At 43.3% G+C, this 14,879-nt stretch carries 11 protein-coding genes; all 11 read left to right on the forward strand.

The annotated features are described in order from the left end of the window. Positions 1-10: 10 nt before the first annotated feature. The 11 genes from ftsL (at position 11) to murA (ending at position 14,784) form a co-directional block, all read left to right on the forward strand. Positions 11-430, forward strand: coding sequence for a cell division protein FtsL (ftsL, locus tag EHS13_RS13295; protein WP_155700807.1), 420 nt, complete (start codon positions 11-13; stop codon positions 428-430). A 15-nt stretch (positions 431-445) separates the two neighbouring features. Beyond that, positions 446-2,731 carry a penicillin-binding transpeptidase domain-containing protein gene (locus EHS13_RS13300; protein WP_155700808.1) on the forward strand — a complete coding sequence of 762 codons (2,286 nt, stop codon included), beginning with the start codon at positions 446-448 and terminating at the stop codon, positions 2,729-2,731. A 121-nt stretch (positions 2,732-2,852) separates the two neighbouring features. Then, a complete protein-coding gene (locus tag EHS13_RS13305) occupies positions 2,853-4,811 on the forward strand; it encodes a stage V sporulation protein D (protein ID WP_155700809.1) in 1,959 nt (652 codons plus the stop codon). Next, positions 4,798-6,297: a UDP-N-acetylmuramoyl-L-alanyl-D-glutamate--2,6-diaminopimelate ligase gene (locus EHS13_RS13310; RefSeq protein ID WP_155700810.1), complete on the forward strand. Its 1,500-nt coding sequence runs from the start codon at positions 4,798-4,800 to the stop codon at positions 6,295-6,297. The genes EHS13_RS13305 and EHS13_RS13310 overlap by 14 nt, the downstream gene beginning before the upstream one ends. Continuing rightward, positions 6,294-7,691: a UDP-N-acetylmuramoyl-tripeptide--D-alanyl-D-alanine ligase gene (locus EHS13_RS13315; RefSeq protein ID WP_155700811.1), complete on the forward strand. Its 1,398-nt coding sequence runs from the start codon at positions 6,294-6,296 to the stop codon at positions 7,689-7,691. Before EHS13_RS13310 ends, EHS13_RS13315 begins: the two co-directional genes overlap by 4 nt. Then, entirely contained in the window at positions 7,691-8,653 is a 963-nt protein-coding gene (gene mraY, locus EHS13_RS13320; RefSeq protein WP_155705345.1) for a phospho-N-acetylmuramoyl-pentapeptide-transferase, read from the forward strand. The genes EHS13_RS13315 and mraY overlap by 1 nt, the downstream gene beginning before the upstream one ends. A gap of 3 nt (positions 8,654-8,656) precedes the next feature. After that, a complete protein-coding gene (murD, locus tag EHS13_RS13325) occupies positions 8,657-10,084 on the forward strand; it encodes a UDP-N-acetylmuramoyl-L-alanine--D-glutamate ligase (protein ID WP_155700812.1) in 1,428 nt (475 codons plus the stop codon). Between the two features lie 40 nt (positions 10,085-10,124). After that, complete coding sequence (gene spoVE / locus EHS13_RS13330; protein ID WP_155700813.1) at positions 10,125-11,222, forward strand: stage V sporulation protein E; 1,098 nt, start codon at positions 10,125-10,127, stop codon at positions 11,220-11,222. A 7-nt stretch (positions 11,223-11,229) separates the two neighbouring features. Continuing rightward, positions 11,230-12,345 carry an undecaprenyldiphospho-muramoylpentapeptide beta-N-acetylglucosaminyltransferase gene (murG, locus tag EHS13_RS13335; protein ID WP_155700814.1) on the forward strand — a complete coding sequence of 372 codons (1,116 nt, stop codon included), beginning with the start codon at positions 11,230-11,232 and terminating at the stop codon, positions 12,343-12,345. A 147-nt stretch (positions 12,346-12,492) separates the two neighbouring features. Beyond that, the gene (murB, locus tag EHS13_RS13340; RefSeq protein WP_155700815.1) at positions 12,493-13,398 is read left to right on the forward strand and encodes a UDP-N-acetylmuramate dehydrogenase; all 906 of its coding nucleotides are present in this window, start codon (positions 12,493-12,495) and stop codon (positions 13,396-13,398) included. Positions 13,399-13,458: 60 nt separating this feature from the next. Then, a complete protein-coding gene (murA, locus tag EHS13_RS13345) occupies positions 13,459-14,784 on the forward strand; it encodes a UDP-N-acetylglucosamine 1-carboxyvinyltransferase (RefSeq protein ID WP_155700816.1) in 1,326 nt (441 codons plus the stop codon). The last annotated feature ends 95 nt before the right edge of the window (positions 14,785-14,879 follow it).

The following is a 14,879-nucleotide window of genomic DNA, read 5'->3' on the forward strand; positions in this document are numbered from 1 at the left end:
GGCGATAAATATGGCAATGTATGTTCATGGTAATCTAGCAATGGAAGAACAAGTCAATCGAGAAACCGTAAAGGTAAGAGAGATAAAAAGGAAAGTGTATCGAAAGAAAGCTATACCGGTACAAGAGAAGCTGCTGTATCTTTTCACTGTACTGCTCTGTGTTATTGTGGCAGGTACAATCATTTGGCGCTACGCGCAAATATACGAAATGAACACAGAAATACATACGATTGAAACGCAAATCAAAGCTTTACAGGCTGAAAACGATATCCTCAAGCAACAGTGGAATAAAGCCAATGATCCTGAACGCTTGCGGATAGAAGCGGAGAAAACAGGGTTATCCCAGCTTGATCCGGATGAAATTACTCACGTGCCTAGTAAACCATCACTTTCCAAATCAACAGACAATAAAGTGGCATTTAACAGATAACGGAGCGGGTGTAACATGCATAGAAAACTGAAAATCCGTTCCATGGTGATAGGCCTTTTCTTTACTTTGCTCTTTCTAGGCCTCGTTTCTCGTATGTATTACGTACAAATTGTTGAAGCTTCAATGCTGTTAGAAAAAGCGGAACGGCTTTGGGCAGATGAGGATATCCTGCCTGCAAAACGTGGATCCATCTTAGATCGTAAAGGGAAAGTATTTGCAGAGGATGGTGTGGCATTTACAGTAGCGGTGAATCCGAAGATTATTGCAGATAAAGGAAAAGATATTCCTAATTTTGCTAATGAGATTTCACAGGGGCTTGCCTTGATTTTGGGTCCAAATGCTGGTGTAGATACGTCTAAGCTTGAAAAACAAATTTATGCTATGACGACTAAATTAAAACAAAATGGCAAAGATCTTGCGATCGAAGTAGAGGTTAATCCCGAAGGCTGGAAAATCGACGGAGAAATCAAATTAAAAATTGATGAATTGGCTATCTCGATTCGAGAAAAGTATGATCTAAAGAAAAATTCTAATATAGGACTTTATACTAAGGAAGTTATTAAACGCTATTACCCTTTAAACAGCTTAGCTTCTCAGGTTTTGGGGTATGTAAATAAAGCAGGCGATCCAGTTGGTGGGATTGAGAGCTCATTGGATGAAATTCTAAAAGGCTTACCAGGCAAGCTTAATCATGAAAAAGACACCTCTGGCGTAGAAATTCCCGATTCCAAGGTTTCCTATACTCCTGCAGTAATGGGCAATAATGTTCGATTGACGATTGATCAGAATATCCAATACTATACGGAAACCGCGATACAGAAAGCGATGGATTTATATCATCCCAAAAGCATGACCGCTATTGTTGTTAATCCGAAAACGATGGAAATATTAGCAATGGCTAATGCACCGACTTTCAATCCAAACCGATACTGGGAAGCGGAGCAGCAGGATTATAAGAATCTCAGTATTTCGGATGCTCATGAACCAGGCTCAACCTTTAAGCTAGTTACTCTAGCTGGTGCGGTTCAAGAAAATTTGTTTAACCCTAATGATACTTATCAATCCGGTTCAATTCGTGTGCCAGGCAGTAGACCCTTGCATGATCATAATTATGTTGGCTGGGGTCCAATTACTTATATGAGAGGACTGCTCTATTCCAGTAATGTAGCCTTTGTTAAATTAGGCTATGAGAAGCTAGGAGTAGATCGATTAAAAGCTTATATCAATAACTTTGGATTTGGCAGCAAAACTAATATTGATCTTCCCAATGAGGTTGCAGGTACAATTGGCCAGATGAAATATGATTCCGAGCAAGCAACAGCTACGTATGGCCAAGGTCAGGTTGTAGTTACAGCCATTCAACAGATAGCGGCATATGCTGCAATTGCGAATGGCGGTAAGCTTATGTGGCCGCATGTTGTGAAGGATATTGAGGACTCTAAAACCAATGAGATCATTAAAAAGTTCGAACCCAAAATAATTAAACAAGCTGTTACAGCAGCAACAGCCAAGCAAACAAGTCTTTATTTGGAGCAGGTTGTAGCTGATCAAGAATACGGAACGGGTAAGAAAGCTTATATGAATGGATATCGCATTGCCGGTAAAACGGGAACGGCTTCCGTTGTAGACCCTGGTAAGAATACCTATAAAACCGACTCATGGCTAATATCATTTATTGGGTATGCACCTGTAGAAGATCCGCAAATATTGATTGCGATTATTGCAGATGAGCCTGATCTTGGCGGGGATTACCATCAAGGCAGCTTCGTTTGGGCTCCTGTTTTTAGAGATATTATGACACCAAGCTTGCGCAATATGGGAATCACTTCAAATACAGTAGATGCTAAAACGGTTAGTGAAACGCCGATTAAAACAATTCCAGATTTAAGCCAAACTACTTTAACAGCAGCAAAAAATTTATTGAATCAAACTGGACTGACACCCGAGGTATTCGGCAATGGAGCTAAGATCATTAAGCAATTCCCGTTAGCTGGGACAGAAATTTCAATGAGCAGGCCCGTTTATGTGACCACTGAGGCCAAAATCACGACCGTGCCTGATTTTACTGGCAAATCGTTGCGGGACTCCATAGAAATCTGTGCCTTGCTAGATCTGCAATGTAAAGTTAGCGGTGAAGGCTATGTAACCAAACAAGTAGTGACGGGTACTGGTGCACAACGATCTGTCAAATTTGAGCTTCATCCCTTAAGTGAGCCTACACCGGAAGTAAATGAGGATTCCGTAGAAAGCCAAGATGCCTCTCCAAATGCATCACCAGAAGAGACTACAGAATCCGATTAACCTAAGCTTCATTTGTTCTAAGACCAGGTTGTCCCGAATAATCTTGATATGAAACCGATCGATCCTGTTAATGGTCAATAAGTTGTCCATTAACAGGGGGTTAGTCAAGGGGGCAGCTTATATGCAAGTTTCAAATGCAAAGGTACGTCGTAGATTGTGGATTGCACTCTGGGGCGGTACTTTGATTTTTTTGGCATTAATGTTACGATTGGCTTATGTGCAACTATGGCTTGGCTCTGAGCTAACTCAGAAAGCAGAGGATTCATGGCGCAGAGATATTCCTTTTGAAGAAAAAAGAGGAGAGATCTGGGATCGGAACGGGGTAAAGCTTGCTTACAACATAACGTCGCCAACGGTGTTAGCCATTCCTGCACAAATTAAGGATGCGCGCAACACTGCTGCACAGCTTGCCCGGGTATTAGAGGTTTCAGAAGAAACCATCTATAAACAAATTACGATTAGGAAATCACTATCTAATATTAAACCAGGCGGCCGCAAAATCACTGCTGAGAAAGCTCAAGAAATTCGCCAATTGAAGTTGCCTGGTATTGTAGTCGCAGAGGATAACAAAAGATATTATCCATTTGGCGAGCTTGCCGCACATATTCTTGGCATTACGGGAATTGATAATCAAGGATTAACCGGGGTTGAAGCAGAATATGACCAAAGATTAAATGGGATACGCGGCAGCATTTCGTTCTTGGCAGATGCAGCTGGACGCCAAATGCCAAACTCCTCAGACCAATATACCAAAGCTAAGGATGGTTTGAATTTACAGTTGACCATTGATAACTACATGCAGACTGTATTAGAGCGCGAGCTAGATCAAGCGATGCTTCATTACCAAGCCAAAGATGTCATTGGCATCATGATGGATCCGAACAATGGAGAGGTGCTGGCTATGGCAAGCAGACCTTCCTATAATCCAGCTGAGTATAAAGAATCCCCTGCTGAGGTGTATAATCGTAACTTACCCATATGGATGACTTATGAGCCGGGGTCTACCTTTAAAATCATTACATTGGCAGCTGCTCTAGAGGAGAAAAAGGTTGATCTACAGCATGAAATGTTCTATGACAAGGGTGCAATTGAGGTAGCAGGTGCGCGTTTGCGATGCTGGAAGGCTGGCGGGCATGGCAGTGAAACCTTTCTCCAGGTTGTACAGAATTCATGTAATCCAGGCTTTGTTGTGATGGGACAGCGTTTAGGAAAAGAAACCTTATTTGATTATATCCGCCGTTTCGGCTTTGGTAAAAAAACGGGTATTGATATCGGTGGCGAAGAAAATGGGATTCTTTTTAAATTGGCGAAGGTTGGCCCTGTCGAGCTAGCCACTACAGCGTTTGGCCAAGGGGTTTCTGTTACTCCTATTCAGCAGATAGCAGCCGTCTCAGCAGCGATTAATGGGGGGAAGCTATTCAAACCCCATATTGCAAGAGCCTGGTATCAGCCTGAAACTGGTGAAGTATTAGAAACCGTTGAACCGGAATTGGTTGATCAAGTCATTTCGGAAGCAACCTCGAAGCAGGTTCGTGATGCATTAGAAAGTGTTGTAGCTAAAGGAACCGGGCGTAATGCTTTCCTCGATGGTTACCGAATTGGCGGCAAAACCGGAACGGCTCAGAAGGTAGTGAATGGTTATTATTCCGCTGATGAGCATATCGTTTCTTTTGTAGGCTTTGCCCCAGCAGATAATCCTAAAGTCGTGATATATATCGCGGTTGATGATCCGCAAGGCTTGCAGTTTGGCGGTTTAATTGCTGCTCCTATTGTCAAAAATATAATGAGCGATGTTTTACCTTATATGAAAGTTGAGAAGCAAAAAGCGCAAATAACGAAGGACTATAGGTACGGGGATGTTAAAATTGTTGAGGTTCCAGATTTAGTAGGTAGGACAGTTGAGGATATTTATGAAGATTTAAATTCAGATTTCCTATTAGCTAAATCGGGTCAAGGCTCAACGGTTATTAGCCAAGCACCAAAGCCTGGGACAAGAGTCGATCAAGGCTCAACCATTCGCATATTGCTGGCTAATCAACCTAATGAAACTAAAAGGAGGGAAATCAATGAAGCTGAATGAACTTGCTTCACTTATCGCCGTTGCCAGAGTGATCGGGGATGGTGACATTTCGATAACAGGTATGGAAATGGATTCACGTAAAGTCAAACCAGGGGATTTATTTCTGTGTGTTCCTGATTTTCCAAATCTTATCTTTCAGGATCGACATCAATATGCTGGAGAGGCCATCGAATATGGAGCTGCAGCGATTTTGACAGAACGTATCCTCGAGGTTGATGTGCCGCAGCTGCTTGTGAAGAATGTTAGATATGCTATGGCGGTTATCGCAAACCATTATTATGGATATGCTAGCCGTGATTTTCACGTGATTGGCGTAACGGGTACGAATGGTAAAACTACAACAACTCATATAATAGAGCATATCTTAAACGATCAAGGCTTTAAGGTAGGTTTAATGGGCAACCTCGGAATGAAAATAGACAATCAATTATATGCTTATGAAGGCAACACACAAGAAGCTCCTGAATTACAGAAAAGCTTTCAACAAATGAAAGAAGCCGACATAGATTGCTGTGTGATGGAAGTTTCTTCACATGGGCTTCAATTAAGCAGGGTGCTGGGGACGAATTTTCGTACGGCTGTTTTCACTAACCTAACACAGGATCATCTTGATTTTCATCTTTCCATGGAACAGTATAAAGCAGCAAAAGGACTTTTGTTTGCTAGATTGGGCAATACCTTTGAACCTGATTTTTCCAAGCAGAAATACGCTGTGTTGAATGCAGATGATTCAGCCTCCACTTATTTTGCAGAGATTACTTCGGCTCAAGTGGTAACCTACGGAATTGATAACAAGGCCGATGTAATGGCTGACAATATATGGATTACCTCAGAAGGTACACAATTTCATTTAACTTGTTTTGCCGGCGAGACGGATATTCAATTAAAATTGATTGGTAAATTCAATGTTTATAATGCATTAGGGGCAATTGCCGCGACTTTATTAGAAGGCGTACCCTTGGAGCAGGTTAAGAATAGCTTAGAAGGAATGTCAATTGTACCGGGACGAATGGAGCCTGTACTAGAAGGTCAAGACTTCTTGGTTGCAGTGGATTATGCGCATACGCCTGACGGCTTAGAGAATGCTCTCTCGACAATTCGCGGGTTTGTTCAAGGGCATCTTATTACCGTGTTTGGCTGTGGTGGAGATCGCGATCGCACAAAACGTCCGCTTATGGGAAAAATTGCAGCACAATACAGTGATTATGTGTATATTACTTCGGATAATCCGCGCACAGAAAACCCAGATCATATTTTACTGGATATCGAACCGGGGCTTTTGGAGCTTGGATTCCCTGAGCATCGGTACGAGATGATTGTCGACCGTAGAGCGGCAATAAAAAAAGCCATTGAAATGGCAAGCCCAAACGATGTAGTATTGATAGCGGGTAAAGGACATGAAACCTATCAAATTATCGGCACGATTAAAACAGATTTTGATGATCGAGATGAAGCTAGAGCGGCGATAAGGGGATTGAAAACGTGATTAAACGTTCGCTGGAATATATGATTCAAGTATTAAACGGCGAGATTGCAGGGGATTGGAGTACCTCCTTGCAATTTCATGGCGTTTCTACAGATACACGAACGCTGCAGCCGGGCAATTTATTTATCCCATTGGATATTGGAGACCGTTATGACGGGCATCAATTTGTACTTGATGCATTTGCTAAAGGGGCTGTTGCTGCACTTTGGCAGAAGGATCGACCCGATGCTCCAACGAATGTACCAATCATCTATGTGGAAGATACCTTAATATCCTTACAAGAGCTTGCCAAGGCTTATCGCCTCGAGCTCTCTGTTCGCGTGATCGGAATTACCGGCAGCAATGGTAAAACCACCACGAAGGACATAGTTGCGGCTATTATGGCTACCACCTACAAAGTGCACAAAACAAAAGGCAATTTAAACAATCATATTGGATTGCCCCTAACTCTCTTGCAGCTGTCAGAAGAAACAGAGATGGCAATTATTGAGATGGGAATGAGCGAGCGCGGAGAGATTGAGCTTTTAAGTAAGCTTGCTGCTCCTGATGTAGCCATTATTTCTAATATTGGTGAATCTCATTTACTACAGCTCGGATCTAGAGATGAGATTGCCAAAGCTAAGCTTGAAATTCTTGCCGGACTTCGCGAGAATGGTTTATTCGTTTATAATGGTGACGAACCGCTGATTGAACGCTTTTTGCCTGAAATGAAGCAGCCGGCTAATATACTGCGTTTCCGCTTTGGTTCAGATGATAGCAACGATTTCTATCCTGTTGTTATTCTGAGTGAACAAGAAGGCAGCTATTTCCAAATTAACATCGAGAAATCACCCAATTTCTATTTACCCGTATTGGGTCATCATAACGTTATTAATGCCTTATCGGCTATTGCTGTAGCTAAGTATATGGGTGTGAGTGATGCCGATCTTGTTAAAGGCTTGCGATCCCTTGAGATGACAAGCATGCGAATTGAACGGGTTATCGCAGCCAATAAAGCCTTGATTCTAAATGATGCTTATAATGCGAGTCCAACTTCGATGAGAGCGGCTATTCGTCTGCTTGAGGAAATGAAGGGGTATACACGTAAATTCGTTGTGCTTGGAGATATGCTCGAGCTAGGAACGGAAGAAATAGCTTTCCACGAAGGCATTGGCCACGAGCTGCAGCCGCAGCACATTGATTTCATATTTACCTATGGAACTCTTGCACAATATATAGCAGAAGCGGCTCGGACGCGATTCTCTGCTAAGCAGGTACATTGGTTTACAGATAAAGCGGAAATGATTCGTCAATTGCAAGGCAAGGTATCTGAGGGTGATCTGGTTCTAGTTAAAGGCTCACGCGGCATGAAGCTGGAGGAAGTGGTCAACGCTTTAAAGGAAGGTGTCCAATGATTGATTTTAAAGAAGTCTTATTCCCCTTAGTGATTACTTTTGTATTTACCATGTTGGTTGCCCCCTTATTTATTCCTTTTTTAAAGCGATTGAAGTTTGGGCAGCAAATCCGTACAGATGGCCCCCAAAGCCATTTGAAGAAGACGGGAACCCCAACTATGGGCGGCATCATTATCTTATTGGCGATAGCATTAGCCTCACTTAAATTTATCGATAAAAATTCAGAGCTAATTGTTTTGTTAGTTGCGACACTTGGGTTTGGGCTGATTGGATTTCTCGATGATTATATTAAAATTGTGTTCAAACGTTCACTTGGGCTAACTGCGAGACAAAAACTGGTGGGCCAGCTTATTGTGTCGGCTATTGTTTGTTATTATTTAGTGAAAATGGGTCATTCCACTGACCTGCACATTCCTTTTTTTGACTGGTCTCTTTCGCTGGGCTGGCTTTATTTTCCGTTTGTAGCTTTACTGATGATGGGCACGACTAATGCGGTTAATATTACCGATGGCTTAGATGGCTTACTTGCCGGAACTAGTGCAATTGCCTTTGGAGGCTTTGTAATTGTTGCAATGAAAGGACACAGTCCGGAAGCAGCTATATTCTCTGCGGCGATGATTGGCGCTGTGCTGGGCTTTCTCGTCTTCAACGCACATCCTGCTAAGGTATTCATGGGAGATACGGGGTCGCTCGGGATAGGCGGCGGCTTAGTAGCAGTGGCTATTCTGACTAAAGAAGAGATTCTGTTAGCTATAATTGGCGGTGTTTTCGTTTTTGAAATTTTATCGGTTATTATTCAAGTTATCTCGTTTAAAACAAGGGGCAAGCGTGTGTTTAAAATGAGTCCGATTCATCATCATTTCGAATTAGTCGGCTGGTCGGAGTGGCGAGTTGTGACTACATTCTGGTTCGTGGGTATATTGCTTGCTGCTTTGGGACTTTACTTGAATGGAGTGTTTTAGAGTATGTTGCATCCTAATGCTTACAAGGACAAGCAAATTGTCGTTTTGGGATTGGCCAAAAGCGGAGTTGCTGTTGCTAAGCTGCTGCATGAGGCAGGGGCAAAAGTAATTGTTAATGATAAAAAAGCACGAAGTTTATGCCCCGAGGCCGAAGTTTTAGAGGTGCGGGGTATTGCTGTGGTTTGCGGCGAGCATCCAACTGGTTTAATTCATTCAGAAGTGGAGCTTATTGTCAAAAATCCGGGGATTCCTTATTCCGCTGAGCCCCTTCAAAAAGCATTGGAGCTAGGAATTGAAATAGTAACTGAAGTTGAAGTCGCCTACCATATTTGCAAAGCACCGATTATCGGGATTACAGGTTCAAATGGTAAAACGACGACAACTACGTGGGTGGGACTAATATTAGAGGCAGCAGAACTTTCACCTATTGTAGCCGGTAATATTGGGCGCGCTTTATGTGAAGCGGCAGAGGAAGCAACCTCAGAGCATATTATGGTTGTTGAACTCAGCAGCTTCCAATTGAAAGGAACGTCCCAGTTCAAACCACATATTGCTTGTTTACTGAATTTGTATGAAACCCATTTGGATTATCATGGGTCATTTGAGGATTATATGGCCTCTAAGGCCAAGTTATTCGCAAACCAAACTGCAGATGATATCGCAATTCTAAATTGGGATGATGCCCATTGCCGCAAGCTGATTCCGTCGATTAAAGCTAAGCTGCTGTCTTTCTCCATGAGAGAGGAGTTAGCGGCTGGCGTATTCTTAAAGGTACTTGAGGATAAAGCGGAATGGATTGTATATCGGAATGGATCTGGCTTTAATCAAGCTATATTGGCTACAGCGAATTTAGGTATTCCTGCCAGACATAACATTCAAAATGCATTGGCTGTTACTGCAATTGCCCTATCATGTGGAGTTTCTATAGACATTATAGCTAAAGTGTTGCAAGATTTTCGTGGCGTAGAGCATCGTTTGGAGTTCGTCTCTGTCCGGGCTGGTATAACGTATATTAATGGATCTAAGGCCACCAATCCAGCAGCTACAATCAAAGATCTGGAGGCTTTTGAGCGGCCAATTGTATTGATTGCAGGTGGATTGGATCGCGGCACGGAATATAATGAATTAGCGCCTTATTTTCGCGAGAAATTGCGGGCTTTAGTGACCCTTGGTGAAACAAAGGATAAATTAAAGCAGGTGGCAGCTCAGGCAGGCATACAGTTAATCCGATCTGTCGATAATGGGAATAGCTCAGCAGAAATACTTGAAGAAGCAGTAATCCTAGCAAGTGAGCTAGCGGAGGATGGTGATGTTGTTTTGCTCTCACCCGCATGTGCCAGCTGGGATATGTTTGTATCTTATGAAGAGCGTGGACGCATTTTTAAGCAAGCCGTGCATAACCTTAAACAAGGGGAGGCCAAGCCTATTTAATTGGATTGGCTGCCCACATTGAGGTTAGAGGTGTTGGGTTATGAGTAAAGAGCGTTCCGCTGCGGACACGATACTTTTTATTTCTACGATTTTGTTATTGGTTATTGGCGTAATGATGGTTTACAGTGCTAGTGCAGTTCTTGCTTTTCATGATTATGGCGATTCCTTCTATTATTTAAAGCGACAATTGATTTTCGCGATATTAGGTGTTGTCGCAATGGTAATTACAATGAATGTAGATTATCGCATATGGCGAAAAGCTGCTAAGCCAGGGCTTATCCTTGGGTTTATTCTCTTGATTATTGTGCTTATTCCAGGGATAGGTGTTGTGCGGGGAGGCGCTAGAAGCTGGTTGGGCATAAGCTCGTTTGGTATCCAGCCTTCAGAATTTATTAAGATTGTAATTATTATTTATCTTGCGAAAATGCTCTCAGAGGAATCCTCGGAGATAACGCGCTTCACCAAAGGTTTGCTGCCGCCTCTCCTGATCGTTGGATTGGCCTTTGGGATGATCATGCTTCAGCCTGATTTAGGCACGGGAGCGGTGCTGGTAGGGGCCTCCATGCTGATGATATACATAGCTGGCGCTAGAATTCTTCACTTGAATCTGCTTGGACTTACAGGTGTTGTTGGCTTAGTGGGATTAATCCTTGCTGCTCCTTACCGTTTGAAGCGAATAACCGGCTTTTTGTTTCCGTGGGATGACCCTTTAGGTGCAGGCTATCAGATTATCCAATCGCTATATGCTATCGGGCCAGGCGGCTTAGTTGGACTTGGCTTAGGGATGAGCCGACAAAAATACAGCTACCTGCCTGAACCGCAAACGGATTTTATATTCTCGATATTGGCAGAAGAGCTTGGTTTTATAGGCGGCATTCTTGTCCTGTTCTTATTCATGCTCTTGCTTTGGCGGGGCATTCGGATCGCAATTCTGGCTCCTGATAAGTTTGGCAGTCTCTTGGCAACTGGAATTGTCGGAATGATTGCTGTACAGGTAATTATTAATATTGGAGTGGTAATAGGGATGTTCCCTGTAACCGGGATAACTCTCCCATTGATAAGCGCTGGCGGTTCCTCTTTAACCCTAATGCTGACTGCTTTAGGTGTATTGTTAAACATATCACGTTATGCGAGGTGAAAATAGAATGCGAATTGTGCTAAGCGGAGGCGGAACAGGAGGACATGTTTATCCTGCGCTTGCAATAGCTGAACAATGCTTAAAAGAGCATCCAAAAGCAGAATTTCTCTATATCGGCACCCAATCAGGCTTGGAAAAAACGATTGTTGCCAAGTCCGGGCTGCCGATTCGGTTTGAATCAATTGAGATTACGGGATTTCGGCGCAAGCTTTCCATGGAGAATCTGAAAACAGTCATGCGTTTTTTGGCGGGTGTACGGCGTTCTAAACAGCTGATAAAACAATTTAAACCCGATGTAGTGATTGGCACGGGTGGTTATGTTTGTGGTCCAGTCGTTTATGCAGCAGCAAAACTAAATATTCCCACGATGGTTCATGAGCAAAATGTACTTCCGGGTTTAACCAATCGCTTTTTGAGTCGGTATGCAACTTGTATCGCTGTTAGCTTTAAAGGCTCTGAATCCAAATTCCCTAAAGCTAAGCGAGTTGTTTTTACGGGAAATCCACGTGCCACCACAGTTGCCCAGGCAGATGCAAGTAAAGGACGAGCCACTTTAGGCTTATTGCCAAATGCTCCACTTGTAATTATTGTGGGGGGCAGCAGAGGCGCAAAAGCTATAAACAATGTGATGGTTGATATTGTGCCTTTGCTGCCGCGGCTGCCTAATGCCCATTTTGTTTGTATAACAGGGGAAGCGCAATTCGAAGCCACCCTAAAGCGAATTCAGACTGAGTCTAATGGGCAGCTAGACCACTATCATGTTGTTCCTTACATTCACAATATGCCTGAGGTATTAGCGGCTGCGTCGTTAATTGTTAATCGAGCCGGAGCTTCTTTTTTAGCAGAAATAACGGCTTTAGGCATACCCTCTATTTTAATTCCATCTCCTTATGTAACGAACAATCATCAAGAAGTCAACGCAAGATGGTTGGAGCGCGAGAAAGCTGCAGAAGTCGTGCTGGAAAAAGATTTGACAGCCGATAGCTTGTTTGACTTGATTGAGAAAATTGTGCAAGACCCTATTCGCAGTGACTACATGTCCAAGCAATCCAAACGAATGGGCAACCCAAAGGCGGCGCAGCTTTTTGTGCAAGAGATGAAAAACCTGCTGCGCAAATTATAGGCATTTGTCACACTATTGACGATTACACATAAAATACTTTATAACCGAGGCAGACAACGAATAAGCCTGACATTAAACTCGCGAAAATGGCCGATTTGCGATAATGTCAGCTTGGATCCGAAGATGTTTGTGAAGGAGGTTTAACCGATGCTGCAATTCATATCTGACTTGGAAACCGCTCATGTCGGCGAAATCCGTCTTAACGAGCCTTTAGCTTCTTACACGACTTGGAAAATTGGTGGGCCTGCTGATGTTTTTATCATTCCTGCAACCAAGGAGAAGCTGGTTACTTGTATCCAACTGTTAAATCGCTATAACATACCTTGGCTCGTTATTGGCCGGGGCTCTAATTTATTAGTTGGGGATCAAGGCTTTCGCGGGGTTGTATTGAAAATCAATGAGTCTTTAGAGCATATTCGTTTTGAAGGATCACTCGTTTATGCCGGGGCTGCATGCTCATTAGTCAAGCTGTCGAGATTGGCTGCGAAAGAAGGATTAACCGGCTTGGAATTTGCTGGAGGGATTCCTGGCAGTGTGGGTGGTGCAGTTTATATGAATGCAGGGTCACACGGATCGGATGTTTCGCATATTCTTAAGCAAGCAGAGGTACTACTCCAATCTGGAGAGTTAATCATCATGCAAAAAGAAGATTTACAATATGCTTATCGCCACTCTCTCCTTCATCAAGTCCCAGGTATTGTTACCGAAGCGGTATTTGAATTAGTGGAAGGCGATCGTAAAGAAATAGCGGGGGCCATGGCAGCCTATCGCGACCGTCGGGTTAGAACACAGCCGTTGCAGCAGCATAGTGCGGGGAGTGTGTTTCGCAATCCGGCTCAAGATCATGCAGCTAGGTTAATTGAAGCTGCTGGCCTTAAAGGACTTCGTATTGGCGGAGCAGAAGTGTCAGAAAAGCATGCTAATTTTATTGTCAACATTGGGCAAGCAACTGCACAGGATGTACTTACATTAATTGACCTAATCCAGACTACAATCAAGCAGCAATACGGTATAGAGTTGGTACCCGAGGTGCTTGTTGTTGGTACTTGTTGAAACTGTTCTAGTCATCAGGCCTGAAGAAGCTTGCCCAGCAAATGCCTGGGAGGTGTAGTATTGGATAAATTGGTTATCGAAGGTGGGAGACCTCTCTCGGGAACCATTCGAATACACGGCGCGAAGAATGCAGCACTGCCTATTCTTGCTGCTAGCATAATGGCAGGTGGGAAACATACAATCGAGAATGTACCTGATTTGCTCGATATTAGGGTAATGCTGAATATCCTACGAGCCCTTGGTTGTCGGGCTGAGCATAAAGGGGAAACCGTGTTTTTGGATATGTCAACGTTAGATAGTAGCCACATACCCGAGGCTTTGATGAAGCAAATGCGTTCCTCGATATTTTTAATGGGTCCACTTTTGGCTCGTTTCGGTGAAGTGCAGGTTTACCAGCCTGGCGGCTGTGCGATTGGTGAGCGGAAAATTAATCTGCATTTAGATGGCTTGCAGCAATTGGGAGCCGAAATTAGAGAGTATGGCAATACCATTGTTTGCAAAGCAACACGCTTAATCGGTGCAGAGATAATGCTTGATTTTCCAAGTGTGGGAGCTACCGAGAATATAATGATGGCTGCAGCGATGGCGGAAGGTATTACAACCATTCATAATGCAGCACGTGAGCCGGAAATTCAGGATCTACAAAACTTTCTAAATCGCATGGGTGCCAATATTATTGGGGCGGGTACAAGTACAATTACCATTGAAGGTGTTAAAAAGCTAATTCCTTGCGCTTATCGCATTATCCCAGACAGAATAGTAGCCGGAACGTTTATGGTAGCTGCTGCAGTTACTAGAGGCAATGTTACATTGGAGCATGTTTGTCCTGCACACTTAACCTCAGTCATACATGTGCTTCGGCGAGCAGGTGTCCAAATTCATATTGATGATGATATAATCAACATAAATTGTCGCTCAAGGCCGAAAAGATTAGAACGGATCGTTACTTCACCTTATCCGGCTTTTCCAACAGATTTACAATCCCAAATCATGGTATTGCTTACCCTTGCAGAGGGGTTAAGTGTCATAAAAGAAACGATATTCGAAGGGCGTTATAAACATGTGGATGAATTAACTCGTATGGGAGCCGATATTCGAGTGGATATGAATTCAGCCTTCATCCGAGGTGTTCCAAGGCTTTACGGGGCAACTGTAGAAGCAACGGATCTGCGAGCAGGCGCAGCACTGGTCATTGCCGGGCTGGCTGCGCATGGCACAACCATCGTAGAGCAAATTCATCATATTGATAGAGGCTATGATAGAATTGAGTTCATGTTAAGCCGTTTAGGTGCTTCAATCAGTAGGCAGGCAGTTCCCATGCGCAAAAAGCTAACTCTAGAAAACGCTCTACCGCCTATTATTAAGCAGACCTTAATAGAATACTAGGATTTATCTGTTGTGCGAGTATGGATTACTTGTCTTTGAAATCGTATGCCATCATGAGGAACGTTATGGGTATGCCATTTCAAAGGCGAGTTATT

The sequence above is a fragment of the Paenibacillus psychroresistens genome (assembly GCF_009728935.1).
In the GTDB taxonomy this organism is placed as follows: Bacteria; Bacillota; Bacilli; order Paenibacillales; family NBRC-103111; genus Paenibacillus_AC; species Paenibacillus_AC psychroresistens.

Excerpts from the sequence above, each read along its gene's own strand:
- murD (WP_155700812.1), top strand. The coding sequence starts at position 8,657 with ATGTTGCATCCTAATGCTTACAAGGACAAGCAAATTGTCGTTTTGGGA.
- EHS13_RS13300 (WP_155700808.1), top strand. The coding sequence starts at position 446 with ATGCATAGAAAACTGAAAATCCGTTCCATGGTGATAGGCCTTTTCTTT.
- EHS13_RS13305 (WP_155700809.1), top strand. The coding sequence starts at position 2,853 with ATGCAAGTTTCAAATGCAAAGGTACGTCGTAGATTGTGGATTGCACTC.
- murB (WP_155700815.1), top strand. The coding sequence starts at position 12,493 with ATGCTGCAATTCATATCTGACTTGGAAACCGCTCATGTCGGCGAAATC.
- murG (WP_155700814.1), top strand. The coding sequence starts at position 11,230 with ATGCGAATTGTGCTAAGCGGAGGCGGAACAGGAGGACATGTTTATCCT.
- spoVE (WP_155700813.1), top strand. The coding sequence starts at position 10,125 with ATGAGTAAAGAGCGTTCCGCTGCGGACACGATACTTTTTATTTCTACG.
- EHS13_RS13310 (WP_155700810.1), top strand. The coding sequence starts at position 4,798 with ATGAAGCTGAATGAACTTGCTTCACTTATCGCCGTTGCCAGAGTGATC.
- ftsL (WP_155700807.1), top strand. The coding sequence starts at position 11 with ATGGCAATGTATGTTCATGGTAATCTAGCAATGGAAGAACAAGTCAAT.